Annotated in this window: 18 protein-coding genes; 7 read left to right on the top strand and 11 right to left on the bottom strand. The window is 62.5% G+C overall.

The genetic code is table 11. From position 1 onward, the window contains the following. Positions 1-14 precede the first annotated feature (14 nt). The 4 genes from pgi to serB all read left to right on the top strand — a co-directional run bounded on the left by pgi (position 15) and on the right by serB (position 6,940). Positions 15-1,706 carry a glucose-6-phosphate isomerase gene (gene pgi, locus ACWHVV_RS11030; RefSeq protein WP_447926281.1) on the top strand — a complete coding sequence of 564 codons (1,692 nt, stop codon included), beginning with the start codon at positions 15-17 and terminating at the stop codon, positions 1,704-1,706. Positions 1,707-1,864: 158 nt separating this feature from the next. Further along, positions 1,865-3,760 carry a DNA topoisomerase IV subunit B gene (gene parE / locus ACWHVV_RS11025; RefSeq protein WP_447926280.1) on the top strand — a complete coding sequence of 632 codons (1,896 nt, stop codon included), beginning with the start codon at positions 1,865-1,867 and terminating at the stop codon, positions 3,758-3,760. Between the two features lie 6 nt (positions 3,761-3,766). Further along, on the top strand, positions 3,767-6,019 hold the full coding sequence (parC, locus tag ACWHVV_RS11020; RefSeq protein ID WP_447926279.1) for a DNA topoisomerase IV subunit A: 2,253 nt from the start codon (positions 3,767-3,769) through the stop codon (positions 6,017-6,019). A 3-nt stretch (positions 6,020-6,022) separates the two neighbouring features. Then, the gene (serB, locus tag ACWHVV_RS11015) at positions 6,023-6,940 is read left to right on the top strand and encodes a phosphoserine phosphatase SerB (protein WP_447926278.1); all 918 of its coding nucleotides are present in this window, start codon (positions 6,023-6,025) and stop codon (positions 6,938-6,940) included. A gap of 56 nt (positions 6,941-6,996) precedes the next feature. Here serB and ACWHVV_RS11010 read toward each other — a convergent pair whose 3' ends face one another. The 6 genes from ACWHVV_RS11010 to ACWHVV_RS10985 are packed head-to-tail and all read right to left on the bottom strand — an operon-like array spanning position 6,997 to position 12,845. Further along, complete coding sequence (locus ACWHVV_RS11010) at positions 6,997-7,383, bottom strand: Na+/H+ antiporter subunit G (RefSeq protein ID WP_447529120.1); 387 nt, start codon at positions 7,381-7,383, stop codon at positions 6,997-6,999. Between the two features lie 31 nt (positions 7,384-7,414). Continuing rightward, a complete protein-coding gene (locus ACWHVV_RS11005) occupies positions 7,415-7,684 on the bottom strand; it encodes a K+/H+ antiporter subunit F (protein WP_447529119.1) in 270 nt (89 codons plus the stop codon). Next, complete coding sequence (locus ACWHVV_RS11000) at positions 7,678-8,175, bottom strand: Na+/H+ antiporter subunit E (protein WP_447926277.1); 498 nt, start codon at positions 8,173-8,175, stop codon at positions 7,678-7,680. The genes ACWHVV_RS11005 and ACWHVV_RS11000 overlap by 7 nt, the downstream gene beginning before the upstream one ends. Next, a complete protein-coding gene (locus ACWHVV_RS10995; protein ID WP_447926276.1) occupies positions 8,172-9,683 on the bottom strand; it encodes a monovalent cation/H+ antiporter subunit D in 1,512 nt (503 codons plus the stop codon). Before ACWHVV_RS10995 ends, ACWHVV_RS11000 begins: the two co-directional genes overlap by 4 nt. Then, positions 9,680-10,012 (bottom strand): Na+/H+ antiporter subunit C, encoded by a 333-nt coding sequence (locus ACWHVV_RS10990; protein ID WP_447529116.1) that lies wholly within the window; start codon positions 10,010-10,012, stop codon positions 9,680-9,682. Before ACWHVV_RS10990 ends, ACWHVV_RS10995 begins: the two co-directional genes overlap by 4 nt. A gap of 1 nt (position 10,013) precedes the next feature. Then, entirely contained in the window at positions 10,014-12,845 is a 2,832-nt protein-coding gene (locus tag ACWHVV_RS10985) for a monovalent cation/H+ antiporter subunit A (protein WP_447926275.1), read from the bottom strand. A 278-nt stretch (positions 12,846-13,123) separates the two neighbouring features. On the opposite strand from ACWHVV_RS10985, the gene ACWHVV_RS10980 reads away from it, so the two are divergent. Further along, positions 13,124-13,978, top strand: coding sequence for an ion transporter (locus tag ACWHVV_RS10980; RefSeq protein WP_447926274.1), 855 nt, complete (start codon positions 13,124-13,126; stop codon positions 13,976-13,978). A 36-nt stretch (positions 13,979-14,014) separates the two neighbouring features. Here ACWHVV_RS10980 and ACWHVV_RS10975 read toward each other — a convergent pair whose 3' ends face one another. From ACWHVV_RS10975 to ACWHVV_RS10960, 4 genes are all read right to left on the bottom strand, one after another. After that, complete coding sequence (locus tag ACWHVV_RS10975; protein ID WP_447926273.1) at positions 14,015-14,911, bottom strand: ParB/Srx family N-terminal domain-containing protein; 897 nt, start codon at positions 14,909-14,911, stop codon at positions 14,015-14,017. Between the two features lie 172 nt (positions 14,912-15,083). Then, on the bottom strand, positions 15,084-17,117 hold the full coding sequence (locus ACWHVV_RS10970) for a pyrroloquinoline quinone-dependent dehydrogenase (protein ID WP_447926272.1): 2,034 nt from the start codon (positions 17,115-17,117) through the stop codon (positions 15,084-15,086). Between the two features lie 8 nt (positions 17,118-17,125). Further along, positions 17,126-17,488 carry a hypothetical protein gene (locus tag ACWHVV_RS10965; RefSeq protein ID WP_447926271.1) on the bottom strand — a complete coding sequence of 121 codons (363 nt, stop codon included), beginning with the start codon at positions 17,486-17,488 and terminating at the stop codon, positions 17,126-17,128. A 69-nt stretch (positions 17,489-17,557) separates the two neighbouring features. Beyond that, positions 17,558-18,559, bottom strand: a complete 1,002-nt coding sequence (locus ACWHVV_RS10960) for a helix-turn-helix transcriptional regulator (protein WP_447926270.1) — start codon at positions 18,557-18,559, stop codon at positions 17,558-17,560. Between the two features lie 177 nt (positions 18,560-18,736). Here ACWHVV_RS10960 and ACWHVV_RS10955 point away from each other — a divergent pair, with 177 nt between their 5' ends. Together ACWHVV_RS10955 and ACWHVV_RS10950 are read left to right on the top strand one after the other, a co-directional pair. Then, positions 18,737-20,896, top strand: a complete 2,160-nt coding sequence (locus tag ACWHVV_RS10955) for a TonB-dependent siderophore receptor (RefSeq protein WP_447926269.1) — start codon at positions 18,737-18,739, stop codon at positions 20,894-20,896. Positions 20,897-20,993: 97 nt separating this feature from the next. Continuing rightward, positions 20,994-22,145 carry a hypothetical protein gene (locus ACWHVV_RS10950; protein WP_447926268.1) on the top strand — a complete coding sequence of 384 codons (1,152 nt, stop codon included), beginning with the start codon at positions 20,994-20,996 and terminating at the stop codon, positions 22,143-22,145. Here the strand turns inward: ACWHVV_RS10950 and ACWHVV_RS10945 are convergent. Then, on the bottom strand, positions 22,142-23,461 hold the full coding sequence (locus tag ACWHVV_RS10945; RefSeq protein WP_447926267.1) for an amidohydrolase family protein: 1,320 nt from the start codon (positions 23,459-23,461) through the stop codon (positions 22,142-22,144). The two genes, ACWHVV_RS10950 and ACWHVV_RS10945, sit on opposite strands and share 4 nt — an antisense overlap. Positions 23,462-23,478 lie beyond the last annotated feature (17 nt).

The raw sequence follows: 23,478 nt of genomic DNA, 5'->3' as shown, positions 1-23,478 counted from the left end.
AGAGGGAAACGGCTTTGGCAAAACACGACACTCCCGACACGCTACCCGCGTGGCAAGCGCTGACCCGCCATGCTCGAGCGCTCGAAAACGTGCACTTGAAGGATCTTTTTGGCGAGGCGAGCCGCTCTCGAACGTTCACCCGTGAGGTCAACGGGCTAACGCTGGATCTCTCCAAGCAGCGCTGGGACGACGACACCCTGGAGCACCTTTTGGCGCTGGCGGACGAGGCGGGCGTGCCCGGCGCGATCGACGCGCTTTTAAGCGGCAAACGGGTCAATACCAGCGAAAACCGCCCGGCGCTGCACACCGCGCTGCGTTTGCCCGCGGATGCCACGCTTGAGGTCGAGGGCGACAACGTCGTCACCGCCGTGCACGAAAGCCTCGATGCGATGGAGCGGCTGGTGTCAAGGCTACACGCGGGCCAGTGGCGGGGCGCGACCGGCAAACCGATTCGTCACGTGGTCAACTTGGGAGTAGGCGGCTCGGATTTGGGCCCGCTGATGGTCACCCACGCGCTAGCCGACTACCGGCCCGATGACATTCACCCGGTCGAGGTTCACTTTGCCTCGACCATGGATGGCTCGCAGTTGGCGGATTATCTCGCCCGCTTCAATCCGGAAACCACGCTGTTCATTTTGTCGTCGAAGTCGTTCACCACCATCGACACGCTTTCCAATGCCAACACCGCCAGGGACTGGCTGCTGGGCCGTTTGGCCGAACACGATGAAATGATCGGCGCCAAGCCCTTGAGCGCTGAATTGATCGTTCGCCAACACTTCATCGGCGTCTCGGCAAGCCCGGAGAAGATGTGCGAGTGGGGGATCGCGGCGGATCACCAGTTGATGTTTTGGGAGTGGGTCGGCGGGCGCTATTCGCTCTGGGGCACGATCGGGCTTCCTATTGCGTTGATCGTCGGGATGGAAAACTTTCGCGCGCTGCTGGCCGGCGCCCACGAGATGGATCGTCATTTTCGCGACGCGCCGCTCGAGCAAAACCTGCCGGTCATGCTGGGGCTGGCCGGCATCTGGAACGTCAACTTTCTGGATATTCGCGCCCACTCGATTCTGCCTTATGACGGGCGTCTTGAGTACTTCGCCGCCTATCTCGAGCAGCTCGAGATGGAATCCAACGGCAAGTCCGTCACGCGCCAGGGCGAAAGTGTGAACTACTCCACCTGCCCGGTCCTTTGGGGCCAGCTTGGGCCGAACGCCCAGCACGCGTTTTACCAGCTCTTGCACCAAGGCACTCAGCCGGTGGTGTGCGACTTTATCGCCCCGCTCAAGCGCTACGACGAGGTCGAAGACCCGGACACGAAGCGCCTGCTCAAGGCGCAGCACCGCCTGTCGCTGGCCAACTGCTTCGCGCAGTCGCGGGTGTTGATGCTGGGTGACGACGCCGTCGACGAAGACGGCACCCCCCCGGCGCACAAGCGCTACCGGGGGAATCAGCCCTCCACCACGGTGTTGATGGACGAGCTGACGCCCAAAACCCTGGGCGCGCTGATCGCGCTTTACGAGCACAAGGTGTTCGTTCAAGCGGTGATTTGGGACATCAACCCGTTCGACCAGTGGGGGGTAGAGCTTGGCAAGGAGATCGCCAAGGACACCCTGGCGACCATGGAAGGCAAGGGCGATGTTAGCCGCCTGGACGCCTCAAGCCAGGGGCTCATCAAGGCCTTTTGGGCGGCAGAGCAGGGCGGGGAGTAAACGCCCACGGGTGTGTGATTACTCGCCGCCGGCTTTAACGCCGCGCTAGATATGGCTGGATATACAGTAGTTTGCTTTTACGCTATGCTGTGCCTTTTTTCGCCGCGCCCGTTCACCTGGGCGCGGCCTTAGCACTGTTTCTCAGGAATCGACGTTACATGACCCAGTTTGATGCCTCCCAGTACGGCGCGAGTTCTATCGAGGTCCTGTCCGGGCTCGAGCCGGTGCGTAAGCGTCCCGGTATGTACACCGACACCTCCCGGCCCAACCATCTGGTTCAGGAGGTCATCGATAACAGCGTCGACGAGGCGCTGGCCGGCCACGCCACGGCCATCAATGTCGTTTTGTTCGATGACGGCGCGATCGAAGTCATGGATAACGGCCGTGGCATGCCGATCGATATTCACCCGGAACACGGCGTGTCCGGCGTCGAGCTGATTCTGACCAAACTGCACGCCGGCGGTAAGTTCTCGGCGTCGAGCTACCGCTTCTCCGGCGGGTTGCACGGAGTCGGGGTGTCGGTGGTCAACGCGCTTTCACGTCGTTTGGAGGTCGAAGTCACCCGCGACGGCTTGCGTCACGCGATCGCTTTCGAACACGGCGAAAAGGCCGACGAGCTTCACGAGATCGGCAAGGCGGCCAAGCGGGCCACCGGTACGCTGGTGCGCTTCTGGCCGGATGAGAGCTACTTCGATAGCCCGAAACTCGCGGTGGGCCGGCTAAAACACCTTTTGCGCGCCAAAGCGGTGCTCTGCCCGGGGCTCAAGGTTAACCTGGTCGAGCCCGACGGCACCCAAACCGAGTGGGCCTACGCGGACGGCCTGCGTGATTACCTCGCCCAGGCCACTGACGGCTACGAGGTACTACCCGCCGAGCCTTTCATCGGCCACTTCAGCGACGACGAGCACGGCGTCGACTGGGCGATCCAGTGGCTGCCGGAAGGCGGCGAGGCGCTCTTGGAAAGCTACGTCAACCTGATTCCCACGCCCCAGGGCGGCACCCACGTCAACGGCTTTCGCTCCGGGCTTTTGGACGCGCTGCGCGAATTTTGCGAATACCGAAGCCTGCTGCCCCGGGGCATCAAGCTCACCGCTGATGATCTTTGGGAGCGTGCCTCCTTCGTGCTCTCGGTGAAGATGCTCGACCCGCAGTTCGCCGGGCAAACCAAGGAGCGCCTCTCTTCGCGCACCATTGCGGCGTTCGTCTCCAACGTGGTGAAGGACGCCTTCTCGCTATGGCTGAACCACCACGTGGATCAGGCCGAGCAGCTCGCGGAGCTGGTGATCAGCGCCGCGCAAAGCCGCCAGAAAAAGGCCAAGAAGGTCGCGCGCAAGAAGGTCACCTCCGGGCCGGCTTTGCCCGGCAAGCTTGCCGACTGCTCCGGCCAGGACCCCTCGCAAAGCGAGCTTTTCCTGGTCGAGGGGGATTCCGCCGGCGGCAGCGCCAAGCAGGCGCGTAACCGCGAAACCCAGGCAATCTTGCCCCTGCGCGGTAAGATTCTGAACACCTGGGAGGTGGAAACCCACGATATCTACGGCTCCCAGGAGGTGCACGATATCGCCGTGGCGATCGGCGCCGACCCGGGAAGCGCCGATCTCGAGAAGCTTCGTTATCACAAGATTTGTATTCTCGCCGACGCCGACTCGGACGGCCTGCACATCGCCACGCTCTTGTGTGCGCTGTTCGTGCGCCATTTCCCGTCACTGGTGGACGCCGGTCACGTGTTCGTGGCCATGCCGCCGCTTTATCGCATCGACCTGGGCAAGGAAGTGCACTACGCCCTGGATGAAAGCGAGAAGGCGGCGATTCTCAAGCAGCTCGCCAAAAAGCGCGGCACACCGAACGTACAGCGCTTCAAGGGTCTGGGTGAGATGAGCCCGCTGCAGCTTCGAGAGACCACCATGGCGGTCGAAACCCGCCGGCTGGTCCAACTCACTCTCAGTGAAGGCGACGGCACCATGGAAATGATGGACATGCTGTTGGCCAAGAAGCGCGCCGGCGACCGCAAGCAGTGGCTGGAAAATTACGGCAACCTCGCAGACATTGAGGTATAACCCCCGATGACCATGGATATTCAAGTGGCGGAGGGCGACGTCGAGCGCCTGTCCCTTCGCGACTACACCGAAAAAGCGTACCTCGACTACTCGATGTACGTGATTCTGGATCGCGCGCTGCCCAACATCGGCGACGGCATGAAGCCCGTGCAGCGGCGCATCATCTACGCCATGCGCGAACTGGCGTTGAACGCCAACGCCAAGTACAAGAAGTCCGCGCGTACCGTGGGCGATGTACTGGGTAAATTCCACCCGCATGGCGACAGCGCCTGTTACGAAGCCATGGTGCTCATGGCGCAGCCCTTTAGCTACCGCTACCCGCTGGTGGACGGCCAGGGCAACTGGGGAAGCCCGGACGACCCCAAATCCTTTGCGGCCATGCGCTACACCGAGGCCAAGCTTTCCAAATTCGCCGAGATGCTGCTGGGCGAGCTTGGCCAGGGCACCGTCGAGTGGGCGCCCAATTTCGATGGCACCATGCAAGAACCCGTCGTGCTGCCGGCGCGCCTGCCTCATGTGCTGCTCAACGGTGGTACCGGCATTGCCGTGGGCATGGCCACCGATATTCCGCCGCACAACGTGAGCGAAGTCGTCGAGGCCACCTGCCATCTGCTACGCAACCCCGGTGCCACCACCACGGACCTGATGGAATTCATCCCGGCGCCGGACTTTCCGACGGATGCCGAGATCATCACCCCGGCGGCGGATCTGCGTAAGCTCTACGAGTCCGGGCGCGGCTCGGTCAAACTTCGCGCCCGGTACGTGCGCGAAGAGGCGAATATCGTCATCACCGCGGTGCCGTATCAAGTGAGCGGCGCCAAGGTGCTCGAGCAGATTGCCGCCCAAATGCAGGCCAAAAAACTGCCCATGGTGGCGGACCTGCGCGACGAGTCGACCCACGAAGAGCCAACGCGCCTGGTGATCGAGCCGCGCTCGAGCCGCGTAGACGTCGAATCCCTGATGGCGCACCTGTTCGCCACCACGGATCTCGAAAAGAACGTGCGCGTGAACATGAACGTGATCGGCCTGGACGGCCGCCCGCGGGTCATGGCGCTACCGGACATGCTGGCCGAGTGGCTTACTTTCCGTCGCGCCACGGTGCGCCGGCGCCTGGAACACCGGCTGGGCAAGGTGGAAGACCGCCTGCACATTCTCGAAGGCCTGCTGACGGCATATCTCAACCTCGACGAAGTGATTCGCATCATCCGCGAAGAGGACGAGCCAAAGGCCGCCCTGATCGAGGCCTTTGCGCTTTCCGAGCGCCAGGCCGAGGCGATTCTGGAGCTTCGCCTGCGCCACCTGGCCAAGCTCGAAGAGATGAAGATTCGCGGCGAGCAGGAAGAGCTCGAAAAAGAGCGCAAGACCCTGCAAGGCCTGCTGGGCAGCGAAGCCAAGCTGACCACGCTGATCGAGAACGAGATTCGCGCCGCCGGCAAGGAGCACGGCGACGCCCGCCGCTCGCCGCTGGTCGAGCGAAGCGAGGCCAGGGCGCTTTCGGAAGTCGAGCTACTCGGCGCCGACCCGATTACCGTGGTGGTCTCCGAAAAAGGCTGGATTCGCGCCGCCAAGGGCCACGACATCGACCCCGCCGGGCTCTCGTTCAAGGCCGGCGACCGCTACCAGCTGGCAAGCCGGGGCAAGACCAACCAGCCGCTGGTACTGATCGACGACACCGGGCGCGCCTATACCCTGAGCGCCCACAACCTGCCAAGCGCTAGAGGCCAGGGCGAGCCGATTACCGGGCGGGCGAACGTCGCCGCCGGCGCCCAGATGGCCGGCATGATGCTTGCCCCGCCTACCCAGCGCTACCTGATGGCAAGCGACGGCGGCTACGGTTTCATGGCTAAACTGGACGATTTGACCGGCAAGAACAAGGCCGGCAAGGCGGTGCTCAGCCTGCCCAAGGGGTGCAACGTCATGGCGCCCATCGCCGTGCCGGAAGGCGAGGCGCTTTGGGTGGCGCTGGTTTCCAACGAAGGGCGGCTGCTGCTCTTCCCGCTCGAACAATTGCCGGAAATGAGTAAAGGCAAGGGCAACAAAATGCTCGATATCCCCGGCGCCCGGGCCGCGCGGCGCGAGGAGTTCGTGCGCGACATCACCGTGGTGGGCGAAAACGCCGAGCTGGTCATCCATGCCGGCAAGCGCAAGCTCACGTTGAAAGCGAGCGATTTGGCGTACTACCGCGGCGAGCGCGGACGGCGAGGCAGTAAGCTTCCCCGTGGGTTTCAAAAGGTAGACCGTTTAGAGGCAGGGGAGTGAGTCGTGGCATCGAGTGAGAAGCTTTTGACCGTATTGGCGCCGCGTTTGACGCCGGCCATCGAATCCGCAGTGGCCGAGCTCAAAGAGCGGTTCGGTCTGCATGAGCAGAGCGCCAGGCGCCTGGCGGATACCGCCCATGGCGATAGCCAGGACGCGCTCGAGTACCTGGTCGAGGGCGATAGCACGCAGTGGGAGGCGTTTCGCGAGGCAGCGCTGGCGGTGAGTGAAGCCCACCCGGTGGATATCGTCGTTCACACTCAACCCGAGGCGCCGTTCAAGCTCGTCTGCTTCGATATGGACTCTACCCTGATTCAGGCCGAGGTGATCGACGAGCTGGCCAAGCGCCACGGCGTGGGCGAAGCCGTGGCGGAAGTGACCGAGCGCGCCATGCGGGGCGAGCTCGATTTCAAGGCGAGCTTTCGCGCGCGCATGAGCAAGCTCGAAGGTCTTGACGAGTCGGTGCTGCAAGGCATCGCCGATGAGCTTGTGCTGATGCAGGGTGTCGAGCGGCTGATAACCAACCTCAAACGACTGGGCTACCGCACGGCGATTCTCTCCGGCGGCTTCACCTACTTTGCCGACTACCTGCAGCGCGCCTTGGGCTTTGACGAGGTGCATGCCAATGCGCTGGTGGTCGAGGCGGGCAAGGTGACCGGCGCTACGCAAGAACCGATCGTGGACGCCGAGCGCAAGGCTGCGCTGCTGACCGAGATCGCCAGCCGCCAGGGGTGGCCGCTTGCTCGAACCGTGGCGGTGGGCGACGGGGCCAACGATCTTAAGATGTTGGCCCAGGCCGGCATGGGCGTGGCGTTTCGTGCCAAGCCCGTGGTGCGTGCCCAGGCCCGCCAAGCGCTGACCACCGCCGGGCTCGATGGTTTGCTTTATCTTCTGGGTCACTCGGAAGAGGAGCTGGTGGGCTAAAACGCCTTATAAAAAAAGCGGCGCCGAGCGCCGCTTTTTTTGTGCCTGAATCAGGCTTAGCCGTGGCCCTTGTCCGGATGGGGCACCGGCTTTTTGCCGACTTCCTCGTCGCGAAGCTCGAAGGGCACGCCGCCGGTTTTCTGTGCGTGCCTGACGCGCAGGTGCAGGCCCGTCTTGGCGAGCAGGTGGGCGCTGACCGGCGCGGTGATGAACAAAAACAGCGTGATCAGCATTTCCTGAATATCGATATGGCCATCCGTCCCCCAAAAATAGCCCATCGAGGCGACCAGCATGCAGCCGATCCCCAGGGTAGAGGCCTTGGTAGGCCCGTGCAGGCGCATATAAAAGTCGCGCAGGTGGGCCATGCCTAATGAGCCGATAAACACGAAAATGCCGCCGGTAAGCAGTAGAACAGAGACGAACGCCTCGGCTAAAAACGACATGCAAGCGCTCCTTTGTGAGTCGTTGACAGGCTCATTCGATGATATCCCCGCGCAGAATGTATTTGCACACCGCCACCGTGCTGATAAAACCGAGCATGGCGATCAAAAGCGCCGACTCGAAGTAGGTCTTGGTGCCCAGCCAAAGCCCCAGTAGCACGATCAGCGCGATCGAATTGACGTACATGGTGTCCAGCGCTAGCACCCGATCGGGCAGGTCCGGCCCGATGATCAGCCGGAACAGGTTCAGCAAAAGCGCGATGACCACCAGGGTCGAGGTGAGGTATAAAGCCACGCTCAACATTCGTAAATCTCCTTGAGAGGGCGCTCGTAACGCTCGCGAATCTGGTCGATCAGCGCCTGCTCGTCCTCGACATCCAGCGCATGGATCAAAAGCGATTGGCCGTCCAGGCGCAGGTTGGCGGACACCGTACCCGGCGTCAGGCTGATAGTACTGGCCAGCAATGTGATGGTGAAGCGCTCCTCCAGCATCAGCGGGTACTCGATGAAGTGCGGTTTGAGCCGCTTCCAGGGGTTGATGACCAGGCGCGCCACTTCGAAGTTGGCCACCACGATATCCTTGAGCACGCGAAGGATGAAGCGCACCAGCATCCAGGGCTTTTTGATGCGAAGCTGCGTATCCCAAAAGCGGTAGGTCACCAGCGGAATGATGATCGCCAGTATGCCACCCAGCAGTATCTGCCCGGGGGCGTAGCTGCGCGCCATCAAAAGCCACACGAACAGCAGCAAAAGTGATAAGACCGGCGTGGGTAGCCATCTACGCGGCGGTATCATAAGCGGCCTCGCGATTCAGAAATAAGCGTGTCGGTCAAACGTTCGGGGTTGGCGAGCTGCTCGGCAGTGGCTTGAGTGTAGACGCTCACCGGATGGGCGAATACCACCAAAAGCGGCGCCGCACTCAATAGCCACACCACACCGAACCACTGAAACCCGGAAAGTTTAGCGCCACTCGGGCTTCCCTGGGCGCTGCGCCAGAAAAGCGTCGAGCCCGCGCGGGAAAGCGCGATCAGCGATGCCAGGCTCGCGATCAGCAACGTCGGCCAGAGCCACAGGCGCTGGGCGCCTTCGGCGGCGTTAAGTACCAGCGCCTTGCCAATGGCACCGGAAAGCGGCGGCACGCCGACCACGGCCACCGCGCCGATAAGAAACAAAAGCCCCAGCGCTTTGCCCTGTACCAAAGGGCGTGCCTTCACCAGCCGCGTGCCGGCCTTGCCCCGCTGCATGCCAATCATCTCGGCCAGCAAAAAGAGCCCGCCGGTGATCAGGGTGGTATGAATCAGGTAGTAAAGTAGCGCCGAGACCCCCGCTTCGCTGCGCATTCCTGCGCTGACCAAAAGCGTACCCACCGACAGCAGCACAAGATACGAAACGAGCAGGCGAAGATCCTGGGCGGCCATAATACCCACCAGCGATGCGACGAGGGTGGCAAGGCCGAGCCACCACACCCAGGCCTGCTCCAGGGCGGCAAGCGCGCCGGCACTTTCACCGAATACCAAGAGGTAAACGCGCAGAATGGCGTAGATGCCCACCTTGGTCATGATGGCGAACAGCGCCGCCACCGGCGCCGGCGCTACCGAGTAGGCGCGGGGCAGCCAGAAGTAGAGCGGCAAGATCGCGGCTTTCAGGCCAAATACCACCAGCAGCATCAGCGCCCCTGCGGTCACGATACCCTGGCGCTCGGCGGGAAGCTCGGCGACGCGAATCGCCATATCAGCCATGTTCAGCGTGCCGGTGGCGCCATAAAGGATGCCCGCGGCAATCAAAAAAAGCGACGACCCCGCCAGGTTCAGCACGACGTAATACACCCCGGACTGAATGCGCGCCTTGCCGCCGCCGTGCAGTAGCAGCGCGTAGGAGGCCAGCAGCAGCACCTCGAAAAACACGAACAGGTTGAACAGGTCGCCGGTCAAAAAGGCGCCGTTGATACCCAAAAGCTGCCACTGAAACAGGCCGTGGAAGTTGCTGCCTTTTTCATCGTCGCCGGCGCAGGCGAACACCACCGCGCCCAGGGCGAGCACGGAGGTCAGCAGCAGCATCAGCGCAGAGAGGCGGTCCAGCACCAGCACGATGCCAAACGGCGGCTGCCAGTCGCCCAGCGCGTAGTAGAGGATCTCGCCGCTGGAGACACGCCCGACCAGGGCGGCGGCCACCACCACCAGAAGCGCAGTGGCGCCTACGCTGACCACGCGTTTGAAGCGCACCAGCCCCTGACGCTGATAAAGCATCAAAATGCCCGCGATCAACGGCACCACGATGGGAAAAACTACAAGGTGTTGCATCATTCGCGGTCTTCCTTCTTGCCGTCTACCTGGTCGTTACCCAGCTCGCTGCGCGCGCGCATCGCCAAAATCACCACGAACGCGGTCATCGCAAAGCCGATCACGATAGCGGTGAGAACCAGTGCCTGGGGCAGCGGGTCGGCATAGGTGCCTTCACCGTGAACGATGGTGGCTCCATCGGAGGTCAGCCCGCCCATCGAGAACAAAAACAGGTTCACCGCGTAGGATAAAAGGGTCAGGCCGACCACTACGGGAAAGGTACGCCCTCTAAGCGTTAGATAGAGCCCGCTGGCGCTGAGAACGCCGGTGGTGATTGCGTAGAGCGTTTCCATATCAGGGCGTCTCCTTGTTGATTGCCGCCGCGGTGTTGTCGTCTTTCGTGGCATTGACCACCGGGCGGTGCGCGGTGGTCACCTTGCCCAGGTTCGCCAGAATCATCAGCGTTGCCCCGACCACGGCCAGGTACACCCCTAGATCGAATAAAAGCGCCGTGGCCAGCTCGAACTTGCCCACCAATGGCAGGCTGAAATAGCTAAAGGCAGAGGTTAAGAACGGGTGGCCGAACAGCCAGCTCCCCAGGCCGGTCAGGGTGGCAACGGCCACGCCCACCACGGCCACGGGCTGGAAGGGGAAGTCCAGGCGCTCTTGCGCCCACTCCACGCCACGGGCCATATAAAGCAGAATGAGCGCGACCGCGGTAATCAAACCGGCAATAAAGCCGCCGCCGGGCTCGTTGTGCCCGCGAATGAAGATGAACGCCGACACCAGCAGGGCCAGCGGTAAAAGCGCCAGCGAAATCGAGGTAAGAATCGCCGGGTAGCGGTCCGGCGACCAGAGGCGACCTTCGCTGTCGCTGTGCGGAATGAACAGCCTAAGCCGATTCAACAGTTTGAAAATGGCAAGACCGGCCAGCGCCAGCACGGTGATTTCACCCAGGGTATCGAAGCCGCGGAAATCGACCAGAATGACGTTGACCACGTTATGGCCACCGCCGCCGGGTACGCTGTTCTCCATGAAAAACTGCGAAATCGAGAGCGTTTCGCGGGTCATCACCGCGTAGTTGAGGCTCGCCACCACGCCGCCAACCGCGCCGGCCAGCACGATATCGCGCAGGTTACGTTTGGGGCTGGATTCCGGCGGGGTTTTTTGCGGCAGGAAAAAAAGCGCCAACATCAAAAGGATCATGGTCACGACCTCGACCGAGAGCTGGGTCAGGGCCAGGTCCGGCGCCGAAAAACGCGCGAAGGTCAGTGCCACGAAAAGCCCGACTACCGAGAGCATCAAAAGCGATATCAGCCGGTAGCGGTGGGTTACGGCGGTGGCCAGGCCGCCAAAAATCAGCATCAAGGCGCCGAACAGCACGATGCCGTCCACCGGCTGGTTGCCAAGCTCGCCAGTCAGCTCGGTGATTTGCGAAAGCCCCATCGCGCCCATGACCAGGGTCGCCAGCAGCAGCCAGCCCATATAGCGCTGAAGCGACTGGCCGTCCCAGGCGGTGATCAAAAGCTCGCAGCGGTGCGCCAGGCTAACCACGGTGCGCTCGAAAATACGGCTAGCATCCATGGGCGCGAAGCCGCTGGTAAAGCGGCGTAGATCGTGATGACGCCAGTAAAGCGCCGCGCCGACTATAAAGGCGATCACACTCATCAATAGCGGCAGGTTAAAGCCGTGCCAGAGCGATAGATGAAAATCGAGCGGCGCTTGCAGTACTGCTTGCGTGGCCAGATCCAGCAGCCCGGTCGCCATGAAGGCGGGCAGGATACCCACCAGCAGGCAGATGCCCACGAGGATTTCCACCGGCAGGCGCATCAAGTAGGGCGGCTCGTGCGGCGTCTTGGGCGACGCCTGACGCGGCTCTTTATGGCATACCGCCACCACCAAACGCACCGAGTATCCGACCGACAAAATACCGCCAAGCGTCGCCAGCGCCGGTATTAGCCAGCTAAGCCCACCCAAAAGCGGGCTCTCCAGGGTCTCGGTAAAGAACATTTCCTTGGAAATGAAGCCGTTGAATAGCGGCACCCCGGCCATGGCGGCGGCGGCCAGCGTCAGAAGCAGCGCGGTGACTGGCATGCTTTTTCTTAGCCGCCCAAGCTGCTTGAGCTCGCGGGTACCCGCTTCGTGGTCGATGATACCGGCAATCATGAAAAGCGCCGCCTTGAAGGCCGCGTGGTTGATGATATGGAAAAGCGCCGCTAGTACCGCCATGGGGCTGCCGATACCCAAAAGCACCGTGATCAGGCCCAAATGACTGATCGTCGAGTAGGCGAGTATGCCCTTCAAGTCGGTTTTGAAAAACGCGAACCAGGCGCCGTAAATCAGCGTGATCATGCCCACCACGGGAACCACGAGCTGCCACAGGGTGCTATCCGCGAGCGCCGGGTGCAGGCGCGCCATCAAAAATATACCCGCCTTGACCATGGTGGCCGAGTGCAGGTATGCCGAGACCGGCGTGGGCGCGGCCATGGCGTTGGGCAGCCAGAAATGAAACGGAAACTGCGCGGATTTGGTAAACGCGCCGAGCAGAATCAGCCCGAGCATGACCGGATAGCGCGGGTCCTCGACGATCATCGCGCCACTTGCCAGTACCGTGTCCATGTCGAAACTGCCGGCGATACTGCCCAGCAGCAAAAGCCCGGCGAGCAGGGCAAGCCCGCCGGCGCCGGTCACGGTCAGCGCCATGCGCGCGCCTTTACGGGCATCGTTGCGGTGGGACCAAAAGCCGATCAAAAGAAACGACGATAGGCTCGTAAGCTCCCAAAAGAGCCACAGCAGCAATAAGTTATTGGAGAGCGAAATCCCCACCATCGACGCCATGAACAGCATCAAGAAGCTGTAAAAACGCCCCACCGGCTCCTCTTTCGAAAGATAGAAGTGAGCGTAGAGCAGAATCAGTAGTCCAATGCCCAAAATCAAGAGATTGAAGAGCAGCGACAACCCGTCCAGGCGAAAGGCCAGTGCCAGGCCAAGCTCGGGCAGCCACTCGGCGAAAAACCGCAGCGGCTGGCCTTCACCGAGTGCCGGGATCTGCCAAAGCGTCAGGCCCAGCGCAATGGCCGGCGCGATAGCGGTGGCAAGCGAGCACGTCAAACGCGAGCGTTTACCAGCGATGACCGGCATCAGCACGCCCAGTAAGGGGAGTAAAACAATCCAAAGCAGTGTCATTGGGGCATCCAGCACAAGGTATAGAACGTGGCATTGCGCGCTAGGCGCTTTCCAGCTGAAACAGTGTAAACAGACCGCGGGAGAATACCATTTGTCGAGGGGGTTTGCGGCTTTAGTCGTAGTGGGTTAATTAAAAAGGGAAGCCCTCATTCTATCACTTCCATGGCGGCCCGCGTTTAAATGCGCGCCAGGGTTTGCGTTGCCGGCACCTCCAAAGGAATAATGCCCAGGCTTTACCCCCGGATTCACGCTATCGCGTACGAGAGACCCTTTGAGTCATGAGCACTTCGTTTAGCACCTGGCAGGCCCGTTTCGAGCAGCTGCGCAGCAATAAAATCTTCGAGACCGTCGTGATCGCGATCATCGTCATCTCGGCGCTGGTGATCGGCGCGCGCACCTACGATGAGGTGAGCCGGTTCGAGCAGTGGCTGGGGTATCTGGATGTAGCGGTGACGGTCTTCTTTTTGGTCGAAGTGCTCATTCGTATGGCCGCCGAGCCCCGGCTTAGAGACTTCTTCAAGAAGGGCTGGAACATATTCGACTTTTTGATCGTCACCGCTAGCCTCATCCCCATGGATGAGTCCGAGATGGTGCTGCTGGCCAGGCTTCTGCGTATTTTCCGCGTGCTGCGCCTGGTGTCGATGATCCCGGAGCTTCAAATGCTGCTCTCGGCGCTTTTGAAGTCGATCCCGCGCATGGGCTACGTGGCGCTTTTGATGTTCATCATCTTTTATATTTACGCGGCGATCGGTAGTTTCTTGTTTCACACCGTCGACGAACAGCTCTGGGGCAACATTGCGCTGGCCATGCTAACGCTCTTTCAGGTCGCCACGTTCGAGAGCTGGGCCACGGCGGTGTTGTACCCAACCATGGAGCAGTTTCCCTACGCCTGGATCTACTTTCTCACGTTCATCTTTTTGAACGCCTTCGTTTTTTTGAACATGATGATCGGCATCGTGCTGGACGTGATGCAAAAGGAGAGCGCCCAGATGGCGCTGGATAACGGCGAAGGCGAGGAGGCGGAGCTGAGCGCGCTGCGCGGCGACGTACGCAATTTACAAGCGCAGCTAGATCGTATGGAAGCCGCGCTGACCAGGCAGGGCGAGGCGGCCGAGACTTCAAGGCGTCGTTGACCCCGCGCCCGGGCAACAGGCGCGAGGTCCGGCTTTTTACTCCTGGGAGAACGCGTAGGTGAGCTTGCCGCGCTCGCTTGAAAGTTTATCGAGCGCGCTTTGGTCGAAGGCGTCGAGCTGGCCCATCGCCCTGGCGGTTAGCGGCCCCTGAGCCGTCTCGGCGATCACCGTGTCGCTTGGGGTGTCGACCATGAGCCGCGCCGCCTGGGCCACGGCCTCGGCGTAACCTTCTTGAGTGGTCAAATCGAGCGCGTCCATCGATAGTCGCTCGGCAAGCCACTGCCCCCAGTAAAACTCCAGAAAGGGCGGTGGCGTGGCGGGCTTGACGTAGCCCACGCCGCGAGTGAAGTAGACCAGTGAACGCCAGGCGTCGTCCATCTGATGCTCCCGGCCCAATGCGGTGGGTAGCTCGTCCGGCGTGATGGTGCCATTCGGGGCGTCGAGCCACACCTGGCGCTCGTTTTGCAGGGTGTCCCAAAAGCGCTGCATATCCGCCAGCTCGCTGTAGTCGTCGGTGATCAGCACCGGCATCTCAAACGCCTGCCCTTGCTGGGTAATGAAATTGCTGAAGGTGTGATGGCCGTCGGTCAGGTAGCGCTCGCCGTTGGGCGCGACCACCGCCGTTTTCATGTCGCCGGTATGCGTGCCGACCTCGTCCTGGCAGCGAAAGCTTTCGATATCCGCGAGCATCGAGGCGTCATCGAAGGTGGCGATTTCGCCTTGCCCGGCGGTTTCGCAGTATTCGTCGAACAGTTTTTCGCGATCGAGGGCAAAACGCCCCTGCTTGTAATCCATCTGACGATACCCCAGCGCCGGCTGGGTCGGGCGCAGTTCGCCCAACGTCAGGTGTTCAATCACCGGCCGTGAGGCCTCTTCGCCGGCCAGGGCCAGCGCCGGCGTGAACAGCAAAACCAGTGTCGTTACTTTTTTCATTTAACTCCCCAAACGTTATCGGCATCGGTAACCGGGGAGTGAGCCTACTCGTCGAAGATGACACTGCGTTGACGCCAAGCGCTACTCTCAAGTGCTATTCCCAAGTGCTGCTCCCAAGTGCTACTCACTAAAAAGGCGGCCTTTGAGGCCGCCTCGATAGCGCTGCATGCAGTTACTCGGGGAGCGCGTACACGAAGACCTGGTCGCCCACGTGGTCTTTCAGGATGGTATTACCCCCGGCGACGAAGGCCACGTACTGGCGACCCTGGTACTCATACACCGACGGGTTGGAAACCACCGGCGCCTGGGCCTGGTCCGACCAGAGCTGCTCGCCGGTTTCCAGCGAATAGGCGCGTACCTTGGCATCCATGGAGGCGCCGATGAAGATCAGGCCCCCGGCGGTGACCGCCGGGCCGCCGATGGTCGGCGAGCCCCAGCGCTCCGGCATGAAGAACCCGAACTGCTGCGAGGCGCCCACCGGACGACGCCATTTGACCTCGCCGCTGGTCATGTCCAGCGCAACGAGCTCGCCAAAGGGCGGCTCCCAGCAGGGCATACCCAGCCAGTTCAGCGCCACTTCCAAACGCATACCGTAGGGCGCGCCTTCCTGGGGCGCAAAGCCGCTCTCGTTGCCCGAGCCGCTATCCGCTTCGATATACGTATCGCGATCGAAAAGCTTGATGTACTGCACGATATGCGAGGTGTTCACCACCGCGGTTTGGCTTTGCGGGTCGAACGCCACGCCGCCCCATTGCACGCCGCCGGCGCTGTCCGGGTAGGCCAGCGTCCCTTCGCCTTCGGTGGTGGGCGGGGTGTACATACCCTCGTACCAAAGATCGTCCCAAAGCGCCGAACACTGGCCGAAGCTGACCGCATCCGCCAGTGCCCATACCTTGGGTTTCTGGGACTGGTCCAGAAGCGGCGCGGGCAGGGTGGGGAAAGGTTGGGTAGGCGCATACACCTCACCCTCTACATTGCCATCGCCGCCGGGCACTTCGCGCTCCTCGATCGGCCAGACGTCCTCGCCGGTTTCGCGGTTGACCACGAATAGAAAGCCCATTTTGGTGGCCTGCATCAAGGCGGGAATCTCTTCACCATCGACGGTGATGTCCATCAGCGTCGGCGCTGCGTTGATGTCGTAATCCCAGATGTCGTGATGCACCCACTGACGCGACCAGACCACCTCGCCGGTTTCGATATCCAGTGCAGTGGTCGAAGTCGCCAGCGGCACTTCCTCGGTGCGGTTGCCGCCCCAGAAGTTGGGCGAGGGCGAGGCCACGGGCAGGTAAACGAGCCCTAGCTCTTCGTCGGCGCTCATGTGGGTCCAGACGTTGGCGGTGCCGCTGCGTTCGCGCATCTCTTGGGTTAGCGCCTCGAAGGTCCACTCGCGCTCGCCGGTGCGCGCGTTGAGACCGAACACCGTGCCCGCCGGCGCCTCGCTCTCCTCCCAATCCTTGCCCGCCCAGCCCAGAATCAACCGGTCGCCCACCACGGTGGGGGGCTGTAAAAGCGACAGCGGCCAGTTCTCGGGCATGTTGTTCCACTCGTCGACGTTCAATACGCCGCCGTCGGCGAAGCCTTCGCACAGCTCGCCGCTATCGGCGTCCAGCGCAAAGAGCTGGGCATCCATGGTGCCGAAGTAGACGATCTTCTGGCAGGCTTCCCCCTCGACGGGGTCGTCGGCCTCCCAGTAGGCCACGCCGCGGCTTTTGAGCGCCGGCTGGGTTAGCGGCTCCTGGCTCGAGGCGGTATCGAAGCGCCAGCGCTCTTCGCCGGTGGCCGGGTCGAGGGCGAACACCCGATAAAACGGCGTGCCGATATAAACCGTATCGTTGGCAAACACCGGCGTGGCCGACCAGACCGTGGGCGCGATGTCGCCGGAGCCATCGGAGACGTCCCCGGTATGAAATTCCCAGGCTTTTTCGAGCTCGCCGACATTGTCGACGTTGATCTGGTCAAGCGGGCTATATTTTTGCGCGTTGAGCTGGCCATGAAAGCCGTCCCAAACGCCGCCTTCGGGCACCAGGGGAATGGGTGCGGCGCTGTTCTCGGGACGCGCTTGCGCATCCGGCGCCTCGTCAGGCGCTTGCGTTGGTTGAGCCAGCAGCGGTAGCGGCGCTAGGAGCAGCGTCGAGAGCGCAAGCGGCGTCATGCCGGGGAAAAGGCGCAGGGCAGGGCGCGAGGAAAAACCGTGATCGTTTGACATGATGCGCCTCAAGGATGGCCGGGTGTACGAGAAGAAGCGCGGGCGACGTCGACGACCAGCCCCACAAGGCCGATCACCAGTACTGCGGCCAGCAGCCACTGATGAAGTAGCAGGGCGGCAAAAAATGTACCCGCCAACCCCAGTAAAATAAGCACGCGAAGTACGATGAGCCCGGCGCCCTGATGGAGCTTGAAAAGCCCTGCCGCCGCCGCTGCCAGTATCGCGCAGCCCAGCATGGCCACCAGCGCGCCAAGGGTTCCGGTAACGCCGGTCAAAGGTGTCAAATAAGCGTAAAGCGCTAACGCTCCCCCGATAAGTGCGGCGATCAGCAGTAACCAAACGCCCGGTCGGCTCCCGTGTAACGTAGCCATGGCAATGATTGCTCCCTAATTGGATTTTATAGATAGCGGTTCGATGGATTAGCCGTGTGCCGATTAAGCCTAGCAGACGCCGCGCTTGTGCGGTGAAATGTCGCGGCGGGCGCGTTTTGAGTCCCTGCGCTGGCTACGGTAATCGCTGGGCGCTATACCAAATTCGCGTTTGAAGGCCGTGGCGAAGTTGGTGGCGCTGGTGTAGCCCGCCAGCATCGCCGCTTGTTCGATGCTGATTGCCTCCCGCTCCAGCGCCTTTCGCGCCCTATCCAAATGGTGGCGGCGTAAAAACTGGCCCAGCGGCTCACCGCGTTCGCTGGAAAAACTTCTTTGCAGCGCACTTAGGCTCATGCCTAGCCGCCGGGCCAGCGCTTTTTGGCTGAGCCCGCGCGCTTCTCCCCGGTCGATGAGCGCCATGAGCCTTGCCAGGCGTACCCGGCCCGGGGCCAAAGCGGGGGGCTTTTGCGGCGCGTGCTTTAGTGCCTCGCCGGCCAAAAGGGTAGCGAAGCCGTCGATGATCAAACGCGTGGCCGGCGTGGGTTCTTCGCTACCGGTCTCGAAGAGGCTCTTGGCCAGGGCCAAGAGGCCGGACGAGGGGGTAAAGTGGTGAACCGCAGGCGAAGGGGGCTCGGCCAGGGCCTGGTAGCCGTGGCGCGCTAGCCAGCGCGGGGAGAGCGAGAGCGTCAGTGTACGCTCGAAAGTGCCCGGCCGACCGGTGCGCACGAAGGGCGTTTTATCGGGAAGAGTGGCGATCAGCGCAGAGTGCGGCTCTTCCGGGCCCAGCAGTGTTTCGTGATGGCCGTAGCGCACCTGGGCGCTGCCCTGGACGACCAGCGCGATTTTGACCCCCGCCGGGAGCAGCGCCTGGCTTTTGAGCCCGAAGCGGTCCTCGATGTCCGCCAGGCGCAGCTGCATGCCCGGTTCCCGCTCGCTCACCCACATTTTTCCCGAAAGCGGCGCCGAGCGTTTGTCCCAGGCTGGCGCCTCCAGGCGCTGATGTTTTACCAGATGTGCCGACAACCGTTGCAGGTCGGTCGTGCTAATGACGTGCTTGTCGCGTGAACCGTCCACGTGAGGCTCCTGTAAATAAGCCTGCTTATCGTATTTGCAGCGTTTGCATAGCAAAGCGACGCCTTGGCAAAGGTGGCGCGCCCCGCAAGATGCCATAATCCGCTGCCTTGAATTTTATTGTAATGGATTCTCATTCGCAAAGCAGGCGCGAAACAGATATCAAAAGGGGAGGGAGCGATGTTGGTCAAACGGCGTACTTATCAAAACGCGGCCGCGGTGGGGAGTGCGGCGCTGCTGCTCGGCTTTACGCCGAACGTACTGGCGCAGGCCACCGGCGAGGCCATGCGACTCGAGACCGTGACCGTGGAAGGCAACCGCCTGTACGAAATGCTGCCTTCCGAGGTGACCGGTGGCTACGGGGTGGACGCGGCGACCGTGGGGACCAAAACCCCGGCCTCCCTGCGCGATATTCCCCAGTCGGTCAGTGTGGTGACGCGTGAGGCGATCGAAGATCAAAACTTCACCACCCTGGACGAGCTTGGCCGCCGCACGCCGGGCATGCGCGTGCTCTCCAACGACAACGGCCGCTCCTCGATTTACGCCCGCGGTTTCGAGTACGACGAGTACAGTATCGACGGCTTGCCCGCACCGATGACCAGCATCACGGGCTCGGTGCCGACGCTTTCGGCGTTCGACCGCGTCGAGATCATGCGCGGCCCCTCCGGGCTTTTCGATAGCACCAGCGAAATGGGCGGCATCGTCAACCTGGTGCGTAAGCGGCCTACCTACGACCCCCAGGGGCGCATCAGCGTAGGCGCGGGAACGGATCAGCAGCGCTCGGCTCAGGTCGATGTTTCCGGCCCACTCGATGGCGATGATGGCCGGGTGCGCGGGCGGTTGGTGCTCGACCGCGCCCATCACGGTGAGTTCGTCGATCGCAACACCAACCAGCAAAACGATATTTACGCCGCCATCGACGTCGACCTCGACGATTCGACCACCTTCGGGCTTGGCTACATCCATAACAGCAAGGACATCCGCGTCAACAACGGCCATCCGGTAGGCCCCGACAACGAGCTTCTGTATGGGTCGCGTTCGGATTTCTTCGGCGCCGGTTGGAACGACTTCGACAGCTATTCGAACGACTGGATCGCCGAGCTGACCCACCGCTTCGATACCGGCGGCTTTGGGCGGGTCGCGGCGCGCTATTCGGACCGTAATGCCAACTACAACTACGCCTTCGGCGGCAGCGCCCTGGATGCGGATGACCGCTTGACGGTGGCGGCGATCGGCAGCCGGATCGATCAGCAAGCGCTGGCGCTGGATGCAAGCTACAGCCAACCCTTCGCCGCCTTCGATAGCGTCAGCGAATTCGTAGTGGGCGGCGACTACAAGCGCTTCGACACCGAGACCGAGTCCGGGCGTTCGCGCAGCCTGGCCGGGCGCCGGGTCACCCGGGACGAGTTGAACGAGCTGGCTTTTGTGGACGTGCTGGGGGCTTCCCGGGCAACCGGTTCGGGCTACGCCCATACCGATACCCGGCTGGAAGAATCCGGGCTTTATGGCAAGTTGACCCTACGCCCGATCGACCCGCTGGCGCTGATCGCCGGTACCCGGGTGAGCCGTTACGATATCGATTTCGAGGACAAGGCCGCCGATACCTATCAGGATCGAAGCGATACCAAAGTGACCCCCTACGCCGGCGTGGTGTTCGACCTGGACGAGAACCACTCGCTCTACGCAAGCTACTCCCAGGTCTTCAAGCCGCAGACCGCCGAGGGCCCGGACGCCAACCTGATCGAGCCGCGCGAGGGCGACCAGTACGAAGTAGGCGTGAAGGGTAGCTACATGAACGGTGACTTGAACGCCCGCCTTAGCGCCTTCCGCCTGTACGACGATAACCGCGCGGGTACCTCGCCGGATACCGGGGCCAGCTACTCGGTGCCGATCGGCAAGATGCGCATTCAGGGCGCCGAGTTCGAGGTGACCGGCAGCGTCACCGATCAATGGGACGTGATCGCCGGCTATACGTATCTGGACACCGAGGTGCAGCAAAGCGGCGATGCCCGCGAGGACGCCATCTTCCTGCTGATGCCGAAGAACATCGTCAACCTCTGGACCCAGTACGACTTCGCCGGTGAGGCGCTGGGTGGCCTGCGGGTAGGCGCCGGCATGACGGCGATGAGCGACTTCGGCTCCAGCAGCGGCGTCGATGCGCCGGGTTACGCGGTGTTCGACGCGATGGTCGGCTATGACTTCAGCGAAAGCGTCAGCGGTCAGCTCAACTTCAACAACGTCTTCGACCGGGAGTACTACAACCGGGTGGGCGGGGCGAACACCTTCAACATGCCAGGTGCGCCCGCCAACGTGATGGCCACCCTAAGCTACGATTTCTAACCGGTACGGCGCCGAGTGCCTGACAACGCCCGCAAACCTTGAGTTTTGCGGGCGTTGCGCTTTAATGAACTCCTTTGTCATCGCTCAAGGAGGCCGTATGCGCGTTGTACCGGTGATTATCGCGTTAGCCGTCGTCACGGCCGGGCTGCTGGCAACGCTTGCCTCTAGCGACGCCTTCGAGCCGCGCCTGGTACGCCTGGAGGCCCAGCGGGCGCTGCCTTCGCTCCAGACATCGCTGGATGAAGAGAGCGCCGCGGTCAATGCCGTCTTTCTTCACTACGCCGATAATCCCGCCCTTTGGATGAACGCGCACCTGGCGCTGGCGCGCTACGGGGACATCGCCCGCGAGACACTCTCGACCTACGCTTTTCTTCCCGCCTTTCAGGAAGTGCTCGCACGTTACGGGCCGGATGCCGTGCTGCCCATCGCCTACTATCGCGAACACGATATCGCCACGCTCAAAGCCCGGCACTGGCTGGGGGAGCGCTACCAGGCGGCCAGCCGCTGGTGGAACGACGCCGACGACGAACAGAGCGAGGCGCCCGAGTGGGGGCCAGACACCCGCGGACAGATGGGCATCGCGCTGCTACTCGATGAAGGGCACGCGCTTTTGAATCAGTTCGTGCAAGACGCACAAGGCGACATTCACTGGCTGCAGGGCGAGCGAGTGGTGACGGGCGTGGGCGATTTCTTCACCAGCGGTGTACGCAACCTGGAGAACCAGTGGCGCCGGGACGAGGCGATCGGTGCGGCGGACGTAGGTTGGGCCGGGGTCGATCTTCTGTTGATGGCGAGTACGGTGAAGGTGCTGCGCGCCGGTCGCGCCGCCCGCGGGGCCCGGGTCGCTGGAGTAGAAGCCCGGGGTGCCCAGACCGGTGTGCGCTCCGCCGCCCTCGGTGGTACCGCGCGCTTCGCCACGCTCCCCCGGATCGCCAAAATCGCCGCGCTCACCACCACCGCCTACGTAGTGATTCGCCACCCCTCACTGATCAGCGCGCTGGGGGCGAACGTGGCCCAGTGGCTTGGGTTACCGGCCTGGCTTGGCCAGTTTTTGCTTTGGTTGATCGTGTTGCTGCCGGTGTTGATTGTGACGCGGTTCATCTGGCGCTGGGTGGTGACGCCGCTTTTGTGGCTGTTGCTGCCGCTCGCGCGGGCCGGGGTGAACGCCTTGGCTAAAACGCGCCCGTCCAAAGCCGCTCGGGAGCCCGCCACGCGAGACAGGCCCCGTGGCGGGGCTCAAGAGCCTTAATAGCGCAAAATCTCCAGGATGTGGCGCGTGTTGGTAATCTCTTCGGTAGGGTCCTCTTTAAGCACCAGAAACTGTGCCCGGGCGCCTTTTTCGATACGCCCGAGATCCTCGATCTCCAGCATGTCGGCACCGGCGGAGGTGGCGGTGATCAACACGTCGAGCGGCTCCATGCCGGCCTCGACCATCAGCTCGAGTTCGCGGTGCTCGGCGATGCCGGGTACGCGCAGGGCCGTGGCACCCGAATCAGTGCCCATCACGATGCGGATACCGCCGTGCTCATACAGGCGCGCCAGGTTGGCCATGTTGGTGGCCACGGCGTCCCGCGCCTGTTGGGTGTCGCTATCGTCGAGCGTCTGCTCGCGCCACTGCTCGTCCTCGATTCGTTCGCGCAGTTCGTCGCTGATCCCTTGGGCGAAGAAGTCATCTTCCAGCCATTCCGGGTGCTCGGCGTAAATATACGCGGCTTCGTCGATGTTGATGGTGGGGATGTACCACACGCGCTGCTGGGCCATGCGCTCGACCAGCGCGTCGTCGATTTCTGCGTCGCGAATGCCGTGGGCGAGAATGTCGATGTCGGCCTCGAGGGCGGCTTCGGCGTCCTCGGCGTCGTGGATGTGCGCGGCGATCTTGAGCCCCTGCGCGTGGGCCTCTTCTGCGGCGGCGGTGTAGACCTCCGGGGCCATTTTGGGAGCACTGCCGCCCATGTCATCGATCCACACCTTGATCACATCGACCCCGGCCTCGGCCATTTCCCGCACGGCCTCCCGGGCCTGCTCGGCGGTGCTCGGACGCAGTACCTGGCCGTCGACCACGCTCATCTCCTCTGCCGGCGGGGCGCCGTCGGGCACGCCGATGCCCGGGCCCGCGCCGTACAGGTCCGCGCCTTCGTGATCCCGCCCGCGCAGCTCACTACGCAGCTCGTAAAAAAGCGGCGGGCTCATGCCCAGGGCGTTGACCGCGGCAATACCGAAATCCGCGAACTGGTTAAGGTCGCGCTCGACCGTCTCGCGGGCGTAGTGCTCCCCTCCGTGCTCCATGCCCTGTACGGTACCTGCGTGGCTATGCCCGGCGATCAGCTCGGGCATGATGAAATGCGCGGCGTGGTCGACCCGGGTGGCGCCTTCGGGGCTTGCGATCTCGGATTGCGGGCCGATGGCCATCACGCGGCCATTCTCGACCAGAATGCGGGCGTCCTCGATGATCTGCTGGCCGTCGAACACCTTGCCGGCGTCGATCACGACCTCCTGAGCCAGGGCGGGAAGGGCGGCCAGCGAGCAGGCCAGACCGGCGGTCAGGGGCAAACGGAAAGCGTTCATACTCATCTCCCGAATCG

It is taken from the genome of Vreelandella sp. EE27 (assembly GCF_968206495.1).
This window is presented reverse-complemented; position numbering and strand designations above follow the sequence as displayed.